At 46.3% G+C, this 21,208-nt stretch carries 15 protein-coding genes; 13 read left to right on the top strand and 2 right to left on the bottom strand.

Annotated features, from left to right (window positions below; genetic code table 11):
* Positions 1–237 precede the first annotated feature (237 nt).
* The 9 genes from CWO08_RS16230 (at position 238) to CWO08_RS16175 (ending at position 11,457) form a co-directional block, all read left to right on the top strand.
* The gene (locus CWO08_RS16230; protein WP_048659196.1) at positions 238–1,686 is read left to right on the top strand and encodes a YfcC family protein; all 1,449 of its coding nucleotides are present in this window, start codon (positions 238–240) and stop codon (positions 1,684–1,686) included.
* Positions 1,687–2,503: 817 nt separating this feature from the next.
* Positions 2,504–3,727, top strand: a complete 1,224-nt coding sequence (gene arcA, locus CWO08_RS16220) for an arginine deiminase (RefSeq protein ID WP_017062724.1) — start codon at positions 2,504–2,506, stop codon at positions 3,725–3,727.
* Positions 3,728–3,799: 72 nt separating this feature from the next.
* Positions 3,800–4,711 carry a carbamate kinase gene (arcC, locus tag CWO08_RS16215; protein ID WP_048659197.1) on the top strand — a complete coding sequence of 304 codons (912 nt, stop codon included), beginning with the start codon at positions 3,800–3,802 and terminating at the stop codon, positions 4,709–4,711.
* Between the two features lie 147 nt (positions 4,712–4,858).
* Positions 4,859–5,869 (top strand): ornithine carbamoyltransferase, encoded by a 1,011-nt coding sequence (locus tag CWO08_RS16210; protein WP_048663019.1) that lies wholly within the window; start codon positions 4,859–4,861, stop codon positions 5,867–5,869.
* A 481-nt stretch (positions 5,870–6,350) separates the two neighbouring features.
* Complete coding sequence (pyrB, locus tag CWO08_RS16200; protein ID WP_017062721.1) at positions 6,351–7,280, top strand: aspartate carbamoyltransferase; 930 nt, start codon at positions 6,351–6,353, stop codon at positions 7,278–7,280.
* 15 nt (positions 7,281–7,295) lie between these two features.
* A complete protein-coding gene (pyrI, locus tag CWO08_RS16195) occupies positions 7,296–7,760 on the top strand; it encodes an aspartate carbamoyltransferase regulatory subunit (RefSeq protein ID WP_004729721.1) in 465 nt (154 codons plus the stop codon).
* A gap of 326 nt (positions 7,761–8,086) precedes the next feature.
* Positions 8,087–8,575 carry an arginine repressor gene (locus CWO08_RS16185; protein ID WP_048659199.1) on the top strand — a complete coding sequence of 163 codons (489 nt, stop codon included), beginning with the start codon at positions 8,087–8,089 and terminating at the stop codon, positions 8,573–8,575.
* Positions 8,576–8,750: 175 nt separating this feature from the next.
* The gene (locus CWO08_RS16180) at positions 8,751–10,616 is read left to right on the top strand and encodes a protein-disulfide reductase DsbD (RefSeq protein ID WP_108020776.1); all 1,866 of its coding nucleotides are present in this window, start codon (positions 8,751–8,753) and stop codon (positions 10,614–10,616) included.
* A gap of 211 nt (positions 10,617–10,827) precedes the next feature.
* Positions 10,828–11,457 (top strand): response regulator transcription factor, encoded by a 630-nt coding sequence (locus CWO08_RS16175; RefSeq protein WP_108020775.1) that lies wholly within the window; start codon positions 10,828–10,830, stop codon positions 11,455–11,457.
* On the opposite strand, the gene CWO08_RS16170 is transcribed toward CWO08_RS16175, so the two are convergent.
* The gene (locus CWO08_RS16170; RefSeq protein WP_108020774.1) at positions 11,454–13,205 is read right to left on the bottom strand and encodes a potassium/proton antiporter; all 1,752 of its coding nucleotides are present in this window, start codon (positions 13,203–13,205) and stop codon (positions 11,454–11,456) included. The two genes, CWO08_RS16175 and CWO08_RS16170, sit on opposite strands and share 4 nt — an antisense overlap.
* A gap of 416 nt (positions 13,206–13,621) precedes the next feature.
* On the opposite strand from CWO08_RS16170, the gene CWO08_RS16165 reads away from it, so the two are divergent.
* The 4 genes from CWO08_RS16165 to CWO08_RS16150 all read left to right on the top strand — a co-directional run bounded on the left by CWO08_RS16165 (position 13,622) and on the right by CWO08_RS16150 (position 17,576).
* Entirely contained in the window at positions 13,622–13,888 is a 267-nt protein-coding gene (locus CWO08_RS16165; RefSeq protein WP_010435433.1) for a DUF4212 domain-containing protein, read from the top strand.
* 10 nt (positions 13,889–13,898) lie between these two features.
* Positions 13,899–15,602, top strand: a complete 1,704-nt coding sequence (locus CWO08_RS16160; RefSeq protein ID WP_017062715.1) for a sodium:solute symporter family protein — start codon at positions 13,899–13,901, stop codon at positions 15,600–15,602.
* Between the two features lie 192 nt (positions 15,603–15,794).
* Complete coding sequence (locus tag CWO08_RS16155) at positions 15,795–16,178, top strand: hypothetical protein (RefSeq protein ID WP_026084247.1); 384 nt, start codon at positions 15,795–15,797, stop codon at positions 16,176–16,178.
* 12 nt (positions 16,179–16,190) lie between these two features.
* Positions 16,191–17,576, top strand: coding sequence for a lyase family protein (locus tag CWO08_RS16150; RefSeq protein ID WP_102530071.1), 1,386 nt, complete (start codon positions 16,191–16,193; stop codon positions 17,574–17,576).
* A 93-nt stretch (positions 17,577–17,669) separates the two neighbouring features.
* On the opposite strand, the gene CWO08_RS16145 is transcribed toward CWO08_RS16150, so the two are convergent.
* Positions 17,670–21,101, bottom strand: a complete 3,432-nt coding sequence (locus tag CWO08_RS16145; protein ID WP_107899214.1) for a PAS domain-containing hybrid sensor histidine kinase/response regulator — start codon at positions 21,099–21,101, stop codon at positions 17,670–17,672.
* Positions 21,102–21,208 lie beyond the last annotated feature (107 nt).

Here is a 21,208-nt window from a genome sequence, read left to right as displayed (position 1 = left end):
CATTAGCGATTATTTTTGTGAACAGCACCAAACTTAAATACTGACGTAAGGAATAAAATAACCGCAGCTAAATTAAATCTAACTTCATTTGGATTAGTAAATATAAAAACAAACTTAATTTAAAGTCAGCAACTTTATATCGTTGAGTGCTTTATAAGTGTCCGTGTATTTACAATCTATAAATCATTAGTCGCTAATTCACATCACTTCTATTTAAGATGATGTAAGGAGATAGCCATGACAACTCAAACGATACCAAGCGAGAAAAAAAAGGGCGGCTTCTTTGCCAATTTTAAATTCCCTTCTGCCTACACCATTCTATTTATTCTGATAGCGTTCGTCGCTCTGCTTACCTGGATTGTTCCAGCGGGCCAATACGACCGAGCAATGAATGAAGAGCTAGGCCGAGAAGTACCCGTAACCGGAACCTATCAAGCGGTAGAAGGTAACCCTCAAGGCGTGATTGACGTACTGCTAGCGCCTATTGACGGCTTCTACGACCACAATAGCTATGAAGCTGCGGCAATCGACGTTTCGCTGTTCATCCTAATCATTGGTGGCTTCTTAGGACTAGTAACTAAGACGGGGGCGATTGATGCCGGTATCGAACGCGTTACCGCCCGATTAGAAGGGCGAGAAGAGTTGATGATACCAATACTGATGGCACTGTTCGCCGCAGGCGGTACTGTCTACGGCATGGCGGAAGAATCACTACCATTCTATACATTGTTGGTGCCTGTAATGATGGCTGCTCGCTTTGACCCTCTGGTGGCTGCAGCGACGGTACTACTTGGCGCAGGGATTGGGGTACTAGGTTCAACCATTAACCCATTCGCAACCGTGATCGCTGCCAACGCCTCTGGCATTCCATTTACCGACGGTATCGTGTTGCGTATTGCGATGTTGATTATTGGTTGGGGTATCTGTGTCGCCTACGTGATGCGCTACGCAAGAATGGTTCAAGCCGATCCAAGCAAATCCATTGTGTACGACAAATACGAAGAGAACAAAGCGCACTTCCTTGGCAACGCAAGTGGCGAAAAACTGGAATTCACCGCAACTCGTAAACTGATTCTGACCATTTTTGGTGGTTCATTCGCGGTAATGATTTACGGTGTATCCGTTGCTGGATGGTGGATGGCAGAGATCTCTGCAATGTTCTTAGCAGCAACCATCATCGTCGGTATTGTGGCTCGTATGAGCGAAGAAGAGTTTACCACCAGCTTTATTGATGGTGCCCGTGACCTACTTGGTGTTGCGCTTATCATAGGTATTGCACGTGGTATCGTAGTGGTGATGGACCGCGGTATGATCACCGATACCATTCTGTTCTCTGCAGAACAAATGGTAACGGGGCTTTCTTCGGTTATCTTCATTAACGTGATGTTCTTCTTAGAGATTCTACTGTCGTTCTTAGTTCCATCGACCTCTGGCTTGGCGGTACTTACCATGCCAATCATGGCACCACTGGCTGACTTTGCTGGCGTAGGTCGTGACCTGGTTATCACCGCGTACCAATCAGCATCTGGCTTGGTGAACCTAATTACGCCAACCTCCGCGGTGGTGATGGGTGGCTTGGCGATTGCTCGCGTCCCTTATGTACGCTGGGTTAAATGGGTAATGCCACTAGTCGGTATCTTGATGGTGTTCTGCATCATTGTTCTGAGTATTGGTGCGCTTATCTAAAACCTACACACCTCACTTTCTCACTCAAAGCCGCTTTCTAGCGGCTTTTTTTGTCACTATCGATGACCAACAAAACCCTTCCATCGAAACACCCTCACAAGCTGCACACGCATCATTTAAAGCCACTCTATTAATCTATCTACCTATCAAAGCCGCAAAGCCTAAACGAGCTGAGACACTTGCTAGAAAGCAAAGATAACCTTTAAATATCGATACTAAGGTTAATTAAAAATCAAATATTCATCGCTACTATATTTAGATAAATACTTAGTCACTTATTAGAGTTAATTATATTCAAAGTAAATTAATCTGTAATAACCAAAGGACAAGCATTAGCTATTTTCATAGAAAATCGGATTAAAACACTCGATTGTAAAGTGTGACCGCAATAGCTTTATTCGCATTTAAATTGTTAAAGAATAATTAATTTCATATTCAAAATTAAATATATAAATACTAACATTGCATACTTCCACCTTAAGCTCATTCTTATCAATAAAATTATTTTGCATATAAACCCCTGTAATTCCCACTCTAGTAATACGAGTGAAAAAAGTATGCATAATGTTCCCAAAGAGTTAACTATTTAGAAGGGATAGCCAATAGTTAAAAGTGCATAAAGTTTGTTAAAACCCTTAATTTTAAAGGGCTGAGGGATAAAAAACGATTTGTGATAGATCTCTAAGAATACCTGACTAGCAGGCGTAATATTAATTCCAGACAAGAGATATGAATAAATAATTCATTCTTCTCAACTGAAAATAAATAATTACTCTTAGCGATAAAAGTAATTCAAATATATAAGAGAGAGACGATCATGAGTAAGTTCTATGTAGGTTCTGAAATAGGTCAATTACGCCGCGTTCTAGTTCACCGTCCAAGACGCGCACTGACTCACCTAACACCCTCTAACTGTCACGATTTACTATTTGATGACGTACTGGCTGTTGAGCGTGCAGGTAAAGAGCATGACGCATTTACTCAAACGCTACGTGATCAAGGTGTTGAAGTTCTTCTTCTTACTGACTTACTAGCGGACACGCTAGCCGTGCCAGAAGCGAAAGATTGGCTTTTGAATCATCAAGTTTCTGATTACCGCTTAGGCAAAACTTTTGCTAACGACGTGCGCTGCTACTTGGGCGACTTACCAAACCTAGAGCTAGCAAAAATCCTAACGGGCGGCCTGTCTTACGCTGAGATGCCAATGAAATCATCTTCAATGATGCAAGGCATGCACGCACCAACTGACTTCATTATCGAACCTCTACCAAACCACCTATTTACTCGTGACACATCTTGTTGGGTATATGGCGGTGTATCAATCAACCCAATGGCGAAACCTGCTCGTCAACGTGAAACCAACCACGTTCGCGCTATTTACCGCTGGCACCCAACATTCGCAGGCCAAGACTTCATCAAATACTTCGGCGATGAAGAAAACATCAGCTACGACAACTCAACGATTGAAGGCGGTGACGTTCTTGTTATCGGTCGTGGCACAGTGCTTATCGGTATGTCTGAGCGTACAACAGCACAAGGTGTTGAGCACTTAGCATCTAGCCTATTCAAACACGGTCAAGCGAAACAAGTTATCGCAATGCAGCTACCAAAACACCGCTCTTGCATGCACTTAGACACCGTTATGACGCACATGAACGAAGATACGTTCTCTGTTTACCCTGAAGTGGTGAGTAAAGACGTTCAGTGCTGGAACTTAACTGGCGATGAGTCTGGTGCGGTAAAAGTGAAAGAGGAAGGCTACTTCGTAACGGCTATCGAAAAAGCATTGGGCGTAGACAAGTTAAACCTAATCACGACTGGTGGTGACAACTTCCATGCAGAACGTGAGCAGTGGAACGATGCAAACAACGTTCTAACGGTTAAACCTGGCGTCGTGATTGGCTACGAAGGCAACACATACACCAATGAAAAATACGACAAAGCAGGCATCACAGTTCTTCCGATTCCAGGCGATGAACTTGGCCGCGGTCGCGGTGGCGCACGCTGCATGAGCTGCCCAATTGAGCGTGATGGTATCTAATCACTAAGACGAAACGGCCAAGTTGAACGATCTTAAATCATCTCAGCTTGGCCAAAATGAGAGAACACAATTATGACTAAGCAAACTGTTGTTGTCGCACTCGGTGGTAATGCCCTACTTCGTCGCGGTGAGCCGTTAGAAGCCGATGTTCAACGCCGCAATATTGAAACGGCTGTGAAAACCATCTCTGAAATCGCAAAAGTGTACAACGTGGTGTTAGTGCACGGTAATGGCCCACAAGTTGGCTTACTTGCTCTGCAAGGTTTGGAATACAAGAAAGTAAATCCATACCCGCTAGATGTATTGGGCAGCGAAACTCAAGGCATGATCGGCTATATGTTGATGCAAGAGTTTAAGAACTACCTGCCTAACCGCAACATCTCTTGCATGTTGACCCAAATGACGGTTGATCCAAATGATCCTGCATTTGCGGATCCAACCAAACCGATTGGCCCAATCTACGAAGAAGCTGAAGCGCGTGAATTAGCGGAGAAATTCCACTGGATCGTCAAACCAGACGGACAACACTTCCGTCGCGTTGTGCCAAGCCCACGCCCTACTGGCATTGTTGAGCACGAAGCGATTACGCAACTTATCGATGCAGGCCACCTCGTAATTTGTACAGGCGGCGGTGGCATCCCAGTAAAAAAAGAAAACGGCAAATTAGTGGGTGTTGAAGCGGTTATCGACAAAGACATGTCAGCGGCTTTCTTGGCGAAACAACTGGATGCGGATGCACTGCTTATTTTGACCGACGCGGACGCTGTTTACCTTGATTGGGGCAAACCGACTCAACACGCATTGCGCAGTACCACCCCAAGCGAGTTAGCAATGTTCGAATTCGATGCAGGCTCTATGGGGCCAAAAATTGAAGCGTCGTGCGAATTCATTCAGCAAGGCGGCAAGGTTGTGGGTATCGGCGCACTCGAAGATGGCTTGCAAATCCTGCAAGGCCAAGCGGGTACCAATATCACCAAAGGTTAACGCACAAATAAGTTTCTATGTCCTTGTAAACACAGAATCAAACGAAACAAACCGAACCGAACAAATTTAACTAAAAATTGAATCGCGCTTTCTTGAATTTTCTTTCCCTGTAACAGGAAAGCGCCTAAATCTAAGAAGGAATACATCATGGCTTTTAACCTACGCAATCGTAACTTCCTAAAACTACTAGATTTCACTCCACGCGAAATTCAACACTTGTTAGATCTTTCTATGGAGCTAAAAAAAGCGAAGTACAACGGTTACGAACAGCCAACACTGACTGGCAAAAACATCGCACTTATCTTTGAGAAAACCTCAACTCGTACTCGCTGTGCATTTGAAGTTGCTGCATTCGACCAAGGTGCTCGAGTTTCTTACTTAGGCCCATCTGGCTCTCAAATTGGCCACAAAGAATCAATGAAAGATACCGCTCGCGTTCTTGGCCGTATGTACGATGGCATTGAATACCGCGGCTTCGGTCAAGAGATCGTTGAAGAGCTAGGCGCTTACGCTGGCGTACCAGTATGGAATGGCCTGACTGACGAATTCCACCCAACACAAATCCTGGCTGACTTCCTAACTATGACGGAATACGGCCGTGGTAAACAACTGCATGAAATCAGCTTTGCTTACCTAGGTGATGCTCGTAACAACATGGGTAACTCTCTAATGGTTGGCGCTGCGAAAATGGGCATGGACATTCGCCTTGTTGCTCCAAAACAATTCTGGCCACAAGAAGAACTATTAGCTGAATGTCGTGAAATTGCTGAACACACAGGCGGCAAAATCACGCTAACAGAAGATGTTCAAGAAGGCGTGCAAGGTTGTGACTTCCTATACACCGATGTTTGGGTATCGATGGGCGAAGCAAAAGAAGCGTGGGCTGAGCGCATCAACCTAATGATGCCTTACCAAGTCAACATGGACATGATCAAAGCGACTGGCAACCCACATGTGAAATTCATGCACTGCCTACCGGCTTTCCACGGCGAAGATACCACCGTAGGCAAACAACTTGCTGCTGAATATCCACAACTAAAAGACGGCGTTGAAGTGACAGATGAAGTGGTTGAGTCTGAATACTCTATCGTGTTCGACGAAGCTGAAAACCGCATGCACACCATCAAAGCAGTAATGGTTGCGACACTAGGCAGCTAATAAGTTAATAAGTTAATAAGTTAATAAGTTAAGCACTCACTTGTTCGCAAGACGTTGACAAGTTAAGTGCAATAACAGGGAAATGCGGGTGGCGTTCTTGGGATTTTGACCTTGGATAAAACCCGCATTTTTTTTCATGTACTAGAAAGGATTATTACCTGAAAAAACCTGAGATTCGCAGTTCCGACAAAGGCTTAAATGAAAGCTAAAAACGGACGCAATTTCGCATAAAAATCCATTAAATGAATACTTTACAGAAAGTATTGCATGGTCTTTTTATCTGAGTATAATCCTCCGCAATTTGTCTAAAGAGAGCAAAAAATGAACCGCAATTCTGTCGCACATAATTGTCAAACCACACGCCAAAGAGTGGCGTTGGTGTCATTTTTATTTTGCTCTATTGATCGTTTCGAAGCCTCCTATTTTTAGGGGGCTTTTTTTTGTCCGCAATTTGACTGTATGCATAGAAGGAAGACCCGTTATGGCGCATTCGTTATTTAACAAGCACATCATCTCCATACCTGAGCTCACTCGTAATGAACTAGAGCTTATCGTCGACACAGCAGCAAGGCTCAAGGCTGAGCCAAACCCAGAGTTGCTGAAAAACAAAGTCGTTGCGAGCTGCTTCTTTGAGCCTTCAACTCGAACTCGCCTTTCATTTGAAACCGCGGTTCAGCGTCTTGGTGGCACCGTCATCGGCTTTGATAATGGCGGCAATACATCGCTGGCCAAGAAAGGCGAAACACTTGCCGATTCGGTGCAGGTTATTTCATCTTACGTCGATGCCTTTGTGATGCGTCATCCACAAGAGGGCGCAGCACGTTTGGCCTCTGAATTTTCGAATGGGGTTCCGGTAGTGAATGGCGGCGACGGTGCAAACCAACACCCGACTCAAACCTTGTTGGATCTGTTCTCGATTTACGAAACGCAAGGCACGCTTGATAACCTCAATGTCGCATTCGTCGGCGACCTAAAATATGGCCGAACTGTGCACTCCCTGACGCAAGCACTATCAAAATTCAATAACGTGCGTTTCTTCTTTATCGCGCCAGAAGTGTTAGAGATGCCAGATTATATCTGTGAAGAATTAGAAGAGATGGGTATCCAATACAGCACCCACAGCAGCATTGAAGAAGTGGTGCCTGAACTGGATGTCCTGTACATGACTCGCGTACAGAAAGAGCGCTTCGATGCATCGGAATACGCGCACATGAAGTCGGCTTACATCCTAACGGCCGATACGCTGAAAGATGCTCGTCAAAACATGAAGGTACTTCACCCACTGCCACGCGTCGACGAAATCACAACTGACGTTGATAAAACGCCACACGCTTACTACTTCGAACAAGCTGAAAACGGTGTATATGCACGTGAAGCTTTATTAGCCCTAGTTCTAAACGACACTTTATAAGCAGGAGATACAGTCATGGTTAAACAAACTCAGCTACAAGTAGAAGCGATCCGTAACGGCAGCGTGATTGACCACATCCCTGCTCATCTTGGGATTAAAATTCTCAAACTGTTCAAGCTGCATAAAACAGAGCAACGCATCACGATGGGGCTAAACCTGCCATCATCAGCGCTCGGCAACAAAGACCTAATCAAGATTGAGAACATCTTTCTGACCAAGGAACAAGCCAATCAATTGGCTCTGTACGCCCCACAAGCGACAGTGAATCAGATTGAAGAGTACAAAGTGGTCAACAAGCTAACACTTGTACTGCCAGAACAAATCAACAGTGTGTTCGCCTGCCCAAATAGCAACTGTATTTCACACGGTGAACCTGTCGAAAGTAGCTTTAAAGTGCAGCTAAAACACGAAAACGTACAGTTAAAATGTCACTACTGTGAAAAAGTATTCTCTCGCGAGATCATGAGTGAAATTCGCTAACCCTTAGCGCTATTACCTCCGCAGTAAAAACCCTTTATAGTTTATGGATATTTATTCCCAACGCGGAATAAATATCCATTAGCCAAAGAATAAAACCCCAAAATAAAAGCAATAAACCAGAATATTATTTGGTGATCGCCTTCAAAAAGATAACTATCCTTTAGTGGTAGACTCAATGCATAGATGATCATACATCTCGCATACCCTTCCTTCTCTACTTCGGGATTCATCGGTAAGCCTAATTAATAATCGTACTCTACGGCTTTGGGAGTGCGTTCTGCGCTATGGACAAGCGATATCCACACGTTGACCTTAAGGAGTTGTTCATGAACGAAATCACTGAGCACGGTTGCTTGTATTCAGCTGAAGATAAAACACTGACTGCGGCGTGCAAACGCTTACTACAACAACAAAGCTTCTCGACCCAAAATCAACTGCGCGAGAAACTGGTCGAGATCGGTTATACAGGCATTAGCCAATCGACTGTCTCTCGCATTTTGTCACAGCTTGGCGTTGTCAAAATTCAGAATGCCTGTGGTAAAAAGGTTTACTGCATTACAGTTGAAAGCGCGCCTGTGCGTGTCGATGCCTCCATCTCATCGCAAATCGAATTAATTACTCACAACCAAGCGATGGTGATCGTCAAAACAAACCCTGGTTGTGCGCAGTTGGTCGCAAGGTTAGTCGATATCGACCCACATACAGAGATTATCGGTACTGTTGGCGGCAATGACACTGTGCTCATTATTCCAAAAGATACGATGAACATTGATGCTTGCGAACAAGTAGTAAGAGCACGCTTAGGTGTTGCCTAAATGTCTTACTGGCAAGGGCTGTTCACTGCAGTTGCGCAGCTAACCCTCTCTCGACTGCCTAGCAAAGTGGCTCACCCGCCCTAGCGGATATTTGCTGGTCGATGAAACTAATCACAAACTATTACGGTCTGATTGAGTTAAGATACCTTCAACTCCAATTTGATGACTAAATAGTATGCGACGACTTGCCACATTACTTTTTGTTTGTGTTTCCCTGTTCACCCAGCCTGCGTGGGCGCTTTTTGGAAATGACAACGCCGAGCCAAGCTTCGGAGGCAATAACAACGGTTTTGTCCCTGTAGACCAAGCTTTCCCTTTCAATTACTACCAGCAAGACGGCAAGGTGCTTCTCGACTGGCAAGTAAAAGAAGGCTACTACCTCTACCAACATAGCCTCTCTTTCACTGGGCAAAATCTCGTGATCGGTAACGTTGAATTAGAAGATGGTAAGCCACACCAAGATGAATTCTTTGGTGAGGTGAGCATTTATACCCAGCCGTTATTCGTGCAAGTTCCCCTACAGAGTTACCAAGATGGCTCACAGCTGATCGTTAAATATCAAGGCTGTGCGGATGCGGGTTTCTGCTATCCACCCGAAACTCGAATCATCGACATTGAACCATTTGCGGCTACAGATTTTGGTTCTGGTTCAGGCGACTCTCAAGCTAATGCGGTATCGCAAGAGTCATCGGCTGCAAACAATGAAACCGATGTTGCAACGCAACAAGCTTCTCTAAAAGCAGACGTTGCAACTAACACCACTCCACAATCAAGTGCACCCGTTTCAAAAGAAGCGAGCCTAGCCGATAAGCTCGGCGACAGTTGGTGGACGCCATTATTATTCTTAGCACTTGGTGTTGGCTTAGCCTTTACACCGTGTGTTCTGCCGATGTACCCAATTCTAACGGGTATCGTTTTAGGTGGCGGCAAGCTCAGCCAAGGTCGTGCGCTGATGTTGTCGTTCATCTATGTGCAAGGTATGGCGCTAACCTACACCCTGTTAGGTTTAGTGGTTGCCTCTGCAGGTATGCAGTTCCAAGCGGCGATGCAACACCCTTACGTATTGATTGCGTTGAGCGTTCTGTTCGTGGCGTTAGCCATGTCGATGTTTGGCGTTTATAACCTGCAATTGCCAAGCAGCATCCAAACGTGGCTCAATAACCAAAGCAACAAGCAACAAGGTGGCAATACATTGGGCGTGTTCGCGATGGGTGCTATCTCTGGCTTAGTGTGTTCGCCTTGTACCACAGCGCCACTATCGGGTGCGCTGTTGTATGTGGCTCAAAGTGGTGACCTGTTTACTGGCGCGATCGCTCTATACGCATTGGCGATGGGTATGGGTATCCCGCTGATCTTAGTTGCGGTATTTGGTAATAAGCTACTACCGAAAGCGGGCAGCTGGATGGACAAGGTAAAAATCGTATTCGGCTTTATCTTGCTGGCAGCACCAATCTTCCTGCTAGAGCGTATTATCCCTGAGTTATGGGCAACAGTGCTTTGGTCTGGCCTTGGCTTCATCGCCTTCGGTTGGCTGTACCACAGCAAAAATGCACTGCCATTCGGCGGCTGGAAGCAAAGTGCGGTCGGTATCATCGCAATGCTTGGCTTGTTTGCTTCCGCACAGCCTGCATTGAACTATTGGTTTGCGGAGAAGAGCGTAACGGTAGAACAACAGCATATCCAATTTGCACGCATCAATACCGTTGAAGAGCTAGAAATCCAGCTCATCGAAGCGAAAAAGCTGGGTAAACCAGTGATGCTCGATTTCTATGCCGATTGGTGTGTGGCGTGTAAAGAGTTCGAGAAGTACACCTTCCATCAAGCTGATGTTGAGAACAAACTTTCTGACTTCGTACTGCTTCAGGCTGACGTAACAAGAAACATGCCTCAAGATATTGAACTGCTTAAACAATTACAGGTACTCGGCTTACCAACGATTGAGTTCTGGGATGGCGAGGGTAACCGTGTTCCAAATGCTCGTGTCACTGGTTTTATGCCTGCCGATGTATTCTTAAAACACATGCAAGACCACCAGCTATAACTACGACATTCGTCTAAATATAAGCTCTAACGCAAGCCGTACTGCTCCTCATAACGAGATGGCAGTGCGGCTTTTTTGTGATTATAGGAAACGCTTTCCAAGAACAGGGATAAAAGTCGATATGGTTCAGACTTTTAATGCATAGATATTGTCCACATACTCAATCAGGATGATAATAAATATTAACTAAATTGTTAAAAGTATGAACGTCATGGACTCGACCTATACCATCATCATTGCTGATGACCACCCTCTCTTCCGCAACGCCCTGTTTCAGTCAGTTCATATGGCGATCAGCGGTGCGAACCTGCTTGAGGCTGATTCTCTCGACGCCTTACTGACTCTGCTTAAGAAAGAAGATGAACCCGACCTGCTGCTGCTCGACCTGAAAATGCCGGGTGCCAATGGCATGTCAGGCTTAATTCAACTGCGCGCTGAATACCCAGATCTACCGATTGTGGTGATTTCTGCCAGTGAAGATGCCAGCGTAGTGACTCAAGTGAAAAGCCACGGTGCGTTTGGCTTCATTCCTAAGTCGAGTGATATGCGTGAATTGGTGAGTGCACTGAATCAAGTGCTGAATGGCGACCAGTTCTTCCCTGAAGGACTGATTACCAACAATGCTGCCTGTAGCGACCTTGCAGAAAAGATTTCCACACTGACGCCTCAGCAGTACAAGGTATTAGGGATGCTTTCTGACGGCTTGCTGAACAAGCAAATCGCCTATGAATTGAATGTTTCGGAAGCGACCATCAAGGCACATATGACGGCCATCTTCCGTAAACTGGATGTGAAAAATCGTACTCAAGCGGTTATCTTGCTACAAGAAGTCCACAATTAGGCTTCGCTCATATCCTCTTCTAAAGTCGTCTTGGGTAAACATAAACCCAACCTGACGACTTTATGATCATCTATCTCTGCGACTACCCAAGTGATGTCATGCCACTCGAAGCTATCGCCCAATACTGGGTGCGCGCCAAGTTCGCGCTCAGCCAATTGTTTTAGCGTCATGTCGCGCTCTTCTTCCGAGCCAAGTTCAATGCCATAGCAGTCACTCACGGCAGCAATCGATAACCCAACCTCAAGGAAGAAATCACCAAAGAATCGAGCTGCGTCTTCGGCTAAAGGTGCCTCACTGAATAGCTCACTTAGGCTATCTAGGTCTTTATCTTGACCAAGCACACAGAGAATATCGTTCGCCTCTAGCACGGTACTGCCCGATGGGTGAAGCAAGGCATCCTTTCTAAACAGTGCAGTAATTCGCGTTCCTTCTGGCATAGACAAGCGTTTCAGTGGTTCGCCCACACACCACTTCTCTTCTTTCAGCTTGTAGACAAACATCTCCCACTCACTGGCAGGGTAGATTTCAATGCCTGTACGAGAAATCGGTGTCGGTGTTGGAGGTAAAGTCACTTGAGCCAATCTCGCGACTTTCATCAAGCTGCCGCCTTGAACAATCAGCGACACCATAACCACGAAGAAGGCGATATTAAAATACAGCTGAGCATTAGGCAGGCCAGCCATCATCGGGAACACGGCCAGAATGATCGGCACCGCACCACGTAAACCGACCCAAGAAACAAACCAACGTTCCTTGGTGGTAAAGCTTCTGAACGGCAGCAAACCCAACCAAACCGACAGCGGACGAGCAAACAAAATCATACCGAAGGCCAGTGCTAACGCAGGCAGAGCAATGTCCATCAGCGTCGATGGCGTCACCAGTAAACCCAATACCAAGAACATCACGATTTGGCTTAACCACGTCATGCCATCAAGGACATTAAGAATCGAGTGTCGAGAGCGTGTCGGACGATTACCAATGAACAAGCCCACTAAGTAAATCGATAAGATACCGCTGCCGCCAAGCATGTTAGAGAAGGCAAACAGAGCTACACCGCCACTGAGCACCAGAATCGAATACAGGCCATCAGCCAGCTGCACTCGATTGATTAGACTCCACAGAACCCAACCGCCACCAAGGCCGATAAGCGTGCCGACACCAAACTGCATCGCGAAACTTTTCAGTAGGAAGTTCATTCCCATCTCGGCATCTGGGGTGCCAAGTAGCGCAATTAAGGTCACTGTCAGGAAGACTGCCATTGGGTCGTTGGTACCCGATTCGATCTCTAAGGTTGAGCCAACACGCTCATTGAGGCTTTGCCCTTTCAACAAAGAGAATACCGCTGCCGCATCGGTGGAGCCGACAATCGCACCCACCAAAATGCCCTGCATCAGTGACAGGTCGAACAGCCAAGAAGCCATAAGTCCAGTTAAGGTCGCAGTACAGGCCACGCCTATTGTGGCTAGTGACAGTGACGGCCAGAAAGCGACCTTGAAGCTTGCAACCTTAGTCCGCATACCGCCATCAAGCAGGATCACGGCAAGCGCAAGATTACTCACCAAATAAGTTAGGGAGTAGTCATCGAAATTGATGCCACCGGGCCCATCTTCACCAGCTAACATGCCAACGAAAAGGAAGATCAAAAGAATAGGAACGCCCAAGCGAGAGGAGACTTGCGAAAAAAGCACACTGATGGCGATGAGCACCGCACCAGTTAAAAATAAATGGTTAATAGTTATTGCGTCCAATTCGTCCCCCCAAAGAATAAAACCCGAGCTTTAAGCATGTTGATCTTCTGCAGTTAAGCAAGGCGCGGTCGGTAAAAGTGCCGCTGATACTATAACAAACTTATGTTTCGCTTCGTGTCATATGCAGGACTAAATACCGTTTCTCGGTCATTTAGTTGTTAAATTTTATGACTCGCACCCTAATTCATGCGTTTTTGTTAGACCTTAGGCTAATTTAACAACATTGCAACATCACATTTTTCTATGTTTATGTCTTCCAACTCCCATATTTCAGTGGATTAGCGCTAATCGCGTCCCGACTAAAGTTGCACAGATCCCTTTACTTATCCTTGCTACATTCTAAATCGTAACATTACGTTAACACGATAATTTTCTACAGAAACAGTTTCTACGGAAACGACATAAAGGAGAAGGCAATGGCGTTCGAATCTACGGAACATGCTCAAGCCTACTGGAAGGAAAACTTGGGAATTATGGGAACACTGCTCGCGGTCTGGTTTGCAGTGTCTTACGGCGCTGGCATCTTATTTGTGGATGCCCTCAATACCGTTCAGTTTGGCGGGTTCAAGCTAGGATTTTGGTTCGCTCAGCAAGGTTCGATATACACCTTCGTGGCGCTGATATTTATTTACGTTGTTCGCATGAATGCGCTCGACAAAAAATACAACGTACAGGAAGACTAGAGGCTAGAACATGGATATTCAAACTTGGACGTTTATTCTCGTCGGTATTACTTTCGCGGTATATATCGGCATCGCAATCTGGGCTCGTGCAGGGTCTACGAGTGAGTTCTACGTTGCTGGCGGTGGTGTACACCCAGTAGCAAACGGCATGGCGACCGCCGCTGACTGGATGTCGGCAGCATCATTCATCTCAATGGCAGGTATCATCTCATTCGTTGGTTACGACGGTGCGGTTTACCTAATGGGTTGGACAGGCGGTTACGTACTACTTGCGCTATGTTTAGCACCTTACCTACGTAAGTTCGGTCAGTTTACGGTTCCTGATTTCATCGGTGAGCGTTACTACTCGAAAACTGCCCGTATGGTAGCGGTATTCTGTGCAATCTTCGTATCATTTACGTACGTTGCAGGTCAGATGCGTGGTGTAGGCGTTGTATTCTCTCGTTTCCTAGAAGTCGACATTAACCTAGGTATCATCATTGGTATGGGTATTGTGTTCTTCTACGCAGTGCTTGGTGGCATGAAAGGCATCACTTATACGCAGGTAGCTCAATTCTGTGTCCTCATTTTCGCCTTCCTTGTTCCAGCAATCTTTACGTCAATCATGATGACAGGTAACCCACTTCCACAAGTTGGTATGGGTTCTACGCTATCAGGCACAGATGTTTACTTACTTGATAAACTGGATGGACTCACCGAAGAACTCGGATTTACCGCCTATACCGAAGGTAACAAGAGCATGGTGGATGTATTCTTCATCTGTGCGGCTCTAATGGTAGGTACTGCGGGTCTTCCACACGTAATCATTCGTTTCTTCACTGTACCAAAAGTACGTGATGCTCGTATCTCAGCGGGTTGGGCTCTACTGTTCATCTCATTGCTATACACAACAGCACCAGGTGTTGCAGCATTCGCTCGTGTAAACATGATCGAAACAATCAACGGCCCTGACATGCAAGGTGTCGCAGCAGCAGACGCACCAAGCTGGTACAAAAACTGGGAAAGCACAGGTCTAGTAGGTTGGGAAGATAAGAACGGCGATGGAAAAATGTTCTACTCGGGCGATGAACGCAACGAGATGAAGATTAACCGTGACATCATCGTATTGGCTTCTCCAGAGCTAGCGAAACTACCAAACTGGGTTGTAGCACTGCTTGCAGCCGGTGGCCTAGCAGCCGCACTATCAACTGCCGCAGGTCTACTACTGGTAATCTCTACGTCGATTTCACATGACTTGTTGAAGAAAGGCTTCAGACCAAACATGACCGACAAACAGGAGCTGTTAGCCGCTCGTTTGGCAGCTATGGTCGCGATTGTCGGTGCAGGTTACTTGGGTATTAACCCACCAGGCTTCGTAGCACAGGTAGTAGCGTTTGCCTTCGGCTTAGCCGCAGCATCCTTCTTCCCAGCGATTATCCTAGGTATCTTCTACAAGAAGATGAACAAGGAAGGCGCAATTGCAGGTATGTTGTCAGGTATTGCCTTCACAGCAAGCTACATCATCTACTTCAAGTTCATTAACCCAGCAGCAAGCACACCTGAAAACTGGTGGTTTGGTATCAGCCCAGAGGGCATCGGTACGCTAGGTATGTGCCTAAACTTCGTAGTATCAATTGCTGTAAACAAGGTAACTGCTGAAGTGCCACAAGATGTACAAGATATGGTTGAGAACATTCGTTACCCGAAAGGTGCTGGTGAAGCTCACGACCACTAAGCAGAGATGTTTAGCAAAAAATGAATCAGTACTTACATTGTAGGGATTAAGTACTGAATCTCAGAAAGCCGATACGTTATGTATCGGCTTTTTCTTTTCCCGTTTTATTTTATAAAAAGACAAACAAAAGGTTGTTTTTAAAATCTCATTTGATAATAATTATCATTAAGATCCAATAGAGAGATGCAAGTGATGATGAAAGAACAGCAGGGTCTCTATTCGAGGTTTTACAAAGCACAAGATCGCTTTGCTTCATTAGAACAAGTCCAAGGCCATGAGCCATTTGTGATTCGAGACTACATCGAGTGCGCACTGACGCTTTCCGCTTACTATGAAAAGCACGCCGCCCAAGAAAACATCTTGTTATGCGAGCTGTACCTGCGCCAAGTTTTCTTCCATCTGATTGAAGCGATTGAGTCTCCTGAGCGCAGTTTCGCCTTTCGTCATATCTGCCTAGACTCTATTCACTCACCACTATTTTATTTGAAACGCCACTACTGCCAGCAGCCTCAAGGCCAAGCGCGTTTTTTGAATCTCAGCCAAACACTACAACAAGTCCAAGCCCCACTTGGCTAACAAGGATAGAACATGACCCTACAATATCGAATTGAGAAAGACAGCATGGGGGAAGTGAAAGTCCCTGCTGATGCGCTATACCAAGCACAAACTCAACGTGCTGCAGATAACTTTGCTTTTAGTTCACACAAGATGCCAACCAGCTTCATTCAAGCATTGGCATTCATTAAACAGGCCGCCGCAGACACCAACGCTCAGTTGGGTTTATTGGAAGGTGATATCGCCAACGCGATTGCCGAAGCGAGCCAAGAGATCATCGATGGTAAATACCTCGATCAATTCCCGATCGATGTTTATCAAACTGGCTCTGGTACTAGCTCCAACATGAATGCTAATGAAGTGATTGCAACACTCGCTTCAAGAAGTTTGCAGGGTAACGTGAATCCGAATGATCACGTCAATATGGGTCAAAGCAGCAACGATGTGGTACCAACTGCAATTCAAGTCAGTGTCGCTCTTATGGCTGAAAACAAACTACTGCCTGCATTAACTCACCTTTCTGAAGCACTTACCGTTAAACAGCAAGAGCTTGCTGAGGTAGTGAAAACCGGTCGTACTCATCTAATGGATGCGATGCCAATTACCTTTGCTCAAGAGCTTGGTGGCTGGAAGTTCCAGATTGAACACGCCAAGCAAGCCATTGAAAGCACCCTGCCCGCTATCAAGGCGCTCGCTCAAGGTGGAACAGCGGTAGGAACCGGGATCAATGCCGACCCACGCTTTGCCGATAAGTTTGCAAGTCACCTATCTCAATCGACAAAGATCAGTTTTAACTCGAGTGAGAACTTCTTTTTCAACCTCAGCAGCCAAGATGCGATCGTTGCCTTTTCAGGGCAGCTCAAAACTGCAGCAGTTGCGATCATGAAGATCTCAAACGATCTTCGCTGGATGAACTCAGGCCCGCTAGCAGGTTTAGGTGAGATCGAATTGCAGGCGCTACAGCCGGGTTCTTCTATCATGCCGGGCAAAGTGAACCCTGTGATTCCAGAAGCCGCAGCGATGGCAGCAGCACAAGTGATTGGTAACGACACGACGATTACTGTGGCAGGCCAATCAGGCAACTTCCAACTGAATGTGATGCTGCCAGTCATTGCTCATAACGTATTAGAAAGTATCGAGCTTTTAGCTAACAGCTCCATCGCATTGGCTGATAAAGCCGTTGCGACCTTTACTGTGCGCCAAGACAATCTTGATTTAGCACTTTCAAAGAATCCAATTCTGGTCACGGCACTCAACCCTGTGATTGGTTACTTGAAAGCTGCGGATATTGCTAAGAAAGCCTACAAAGAGGGTTTGCCAATCCTTGAGGTTGCAGAAAGAGAAACCGATCTCAGCCGAGAAGAACTCAGCAAACTGCTTGATCCAACCACACTGACGCAGGGTGGTATTGCTGGTTAAAACCAGTAACTCATAGCAAGTCTATCGGATCAAAAAAAGGCCTCATCTGAGGCCTTTTAGTCTCTAATAGTTAATTAAAAATAGTGATTTGAATTAACTCACGCGATTCAATACCGCTCTGAGTTTTAGCGGCTTCACAGGCTTGGCAATAAAACTAAAGCTGTTGGCCTTTATCGCTGCCAACATGTCATCTGTTCTATCGGCACTGATGATGACCCCTTCAAAAGAGTCTCCAAGGCGCAGTCGACACTGTTGCAACACCTCAAGTCCCGTTCGACCATTGTCGAGACGATAATCAGAGAAGATCACATCCGGCTGCCAGTCGTCATCGAGACACTTCAAGCTTTCAACCAGATCAACCGCGGTCTTAACCTCACAACCCCAACGACCAATCAGGTTCTCCATCCCGACCAAAATTTTGCGCTCATTATCGACACACAATATTTTCAGATGTTCGATGTCGCTGGTCGCCATTGGCGCTGAAGCTTGCACAACTGGAGCCACTTTTTCCGCTCGAGCTAAGGTGATGGAAAAGACACTACCTTGACCCGGCCATGAGCGCATCGAAATTTGATGACCAAGTACATGAGCAATACCTTTCGAGATGGCTAACCCTAACCCCAACCCTTGATCAGAACGCACTTGGCTGCCACGAGTAAATTCTTCGAAGATCTCTTGTTGCTTGTCTTCATCGATACCGGTTCCGTTATCCCACACATCGATTCGCACTTGCCCGTTCACTCGCCTTGCACCCAGAACCACTTTACCTTCCGGGTTATAGCGAAAGGCGTTGGTCAAAAAGTTCTGAATCACACGTCTCAATAACTTAGGATCAGAGTGAATGAACAATGACGATGGGATCATCTTGAACTCAATTTTTTGTTGTCTCGCTAAGGCACTAAATTCCGCATTTAAGTTGGTTAGCACATCGTGTACAGCAATCGCATGAATGTTGGTTTCTAGCTTCCCTGATTCCAGTCGAGAGATATCCAGTAAGTCACCAATCAGATCTTCAGCAGCACCAAGCGCACTCTCGATGTGAGATGACAGTTGCTTCACCTCTTGCTCTTTCGCCACCTCAGAAAGTGACGAAGCAAACAAGCGCGCAGCATTGAGCGGCTGCATTAAATCGTGGCTTACCGCGGCGAGAAAACGACTCTTTGATTGGGACTCTTGATCCGAAATCTGAGTTGCTTTTACCAAGCGATGATTCAGTTTCTCGAGCTCTTGAGTTCGCTCATGCACTCTTGATTCCAAGCTTTCGTTAGCATCTTTTAGCGCTTGCTCTGCTTGTCGGAATACCGTGATATCAGTGAAGCTCATTACGAAGCCGCCACTTGGCATCGGATTACCTTGCACCTCAATCACTCGGCCATCAGGACGAATACGAGAAGAGGTGTGTCGAGTGCCTTGTTCAAGGTGATAAACACGGCGGCGAACGTGATCTTCTGGGTCACCCGGGCCACACAAACCTTGTTCAGCATTATGACGAATCACATCTGAAATGGGTCGTCCAACCTGAATCAAACCCGCAGGGAATTCAAACAGCTCTAAGTAACGTTGATTCCACGCCACCAGCCTCATTTGTTTGTCTATTACAGCAATGCCTTGGCCAATATGTTCAATCGCGCCTTGCAATAAACCACGGCTGAAATCGTACAGTTCAGAGGCTTCATCAACGATGGTCGCTACTTCTTCAAGCTGCATGTTTCTGCCCTGTAAAGCGGAAGTAAGTACTAACTTAGCAGAAGAGGCACCGAATACACCGGCGAGTACACGCTCTGCGTGTCGAATCAAACTCGCAGGTGCTTGTTGATTAGGAAGTAACGGCTGCCCGTGTTGTTGCCAATAGCTGTGTAAGGCACTTTTCGCTCGCTTTCGACCGACAAAACGCGACGCCAACATCTCTAATTCAGCCACGGTTACACGGCTTTGATAAAGGCTAATGTTCTCATTTTCAGGCAGCGGCGTGCCAACAAATGCTGCTGATTGTAAGCGCTCACTTAGGCTTGGCCTGGTCGACATCGAAACCACGGCATAGCACAAGGTATTAAGTACAATACTCAGCACAATGCCCCAGTTCGAACTGCTGATATTCCAGCTACTGAGCAGTTCTGGCGGCGTGATCATCCACAGCAAAAGGTTACTTTCACTATCGCCTGCCAACATGCTGGTTTGACTCATCAGGGTAATCAGCCAAATCACTGAACCGACCATTAAGCCGACATACACACCCTTTCGGTTACCCGGACGCCAGTACAAACCACCAATCAGTGCCGGAGCAAATTGAGCAATCGCCGCAAACGAAAGGAAGCCGATCGCAGACAAGGAGTGAATGGTGTCGAGCGCCTGATAGAACAACCAAGCACCAAGCAGAAGCAATAAAATAAGCCCGCGACGAATTACGAGTAGCAGCCCCGAAAAATGACGATGGGTTCTTTGAGTTAGGCGCATGCGACGCAGAAGCAATGGCATAACTAAATCGTTCGAAACCATGATCGCCAATGCGATAGTCGATACGATCACCATACCACTTGCGGCAGACGTACCACCAAGGAACGCAAGCAAGGCAATATGATTGGCGCCTTCAGCCATCGGCAGGCTAATCACATACGTATCTGCAGGCATGCTTGGAAGCAGCCCTTGCCCCGCCCATGCGATAGGAAGAACAAACAGCCCCATCAAAATCAGATAAAGCGGAAATAACCAACGTGCTGTGTGTAGATCTTGAGGACGTTCGTTCTCTACCACCATGGTATGGAATTGGCGTGGCAGACAAACAATCGCCAACATAGTTAAAACGGTATGAATGATTAGAGTCGGAATATTCGGTGATTCGTAGGTGGAAGCCGCCACATCAAGCAAGTCGATTTTGTCGCTGCTCATCGCCAAGTACATGATAAACAGACCAACAATCAAGAAGGCCGCCAGCTTAACGATGGACTCAAATGCCACAGCCATCATCATGCCACGGTGATGTTCCGTGTTATCTATATGCCTGGTACCAAACAACATCGTAAAGATGGCCAGCGCGCCAACCACAAACCAAGAGACGTGATAATCCTGATAGCCAAAATCTTGAGCCAGACTAGGAGCAACAATATCGAGCCCCATGGTAATACCGCGCAGTTGCAGCGCGATATAAGGAAGAATACCGACCACTGCGATAACCGTCACAGCTACCGCTAAGCCCTGAGATTTTCCGTAACGAGCCGCGATAAAGTCGGCAATCGAGGTGATGTGTTCTCGCTTCGCAATCAGGATCAACCGCGCCAAGATCCGCCACCCTAGTGTAAAGACCAGAATCGGGGCGAGATAAATGGGTAAAAAAGACCAAGGGTTATTGCTCGCCTGCCCCACCGTTCCGTAGAAGGTCCAAGAGGTACAATACACCGCAATAGAAAGGCTATAGATCCATGGACGCCAGCGTGATAGCCAGCGAACTTGCCTGTCTCCATACCATGCGATCAGAAATAACACGCCCAAGTAAGCTAAAGAGACTGGAATTACTACCCATCCTTGCATTGAAAACCCTTTCTTCATCCATAAAAAAACCTCTCCATAAGGGAGAGGTTTCATTTAACTAGGGAAGTGCGTTTAACTCAATCGCATCGCTTAAATTATGTGCTTTG

It is taken from the genome of Vibrio sp. 10N.286.48.B8 (genome assembly GCF_003050085.1).
In the GTDB taxonomy this organism is placed as follows: Bacteria; Pseudomonadota; Gammaproteobacteria; order Enterobacterales; family Vibrionaceae; genus Vibrio; species Vibrio crassostreae.
The sequence above is the reverse complement of the archived record's forward strand: the minus strand, read 5'-3'. Positions and strand labels throughout refer to the sequence as shown.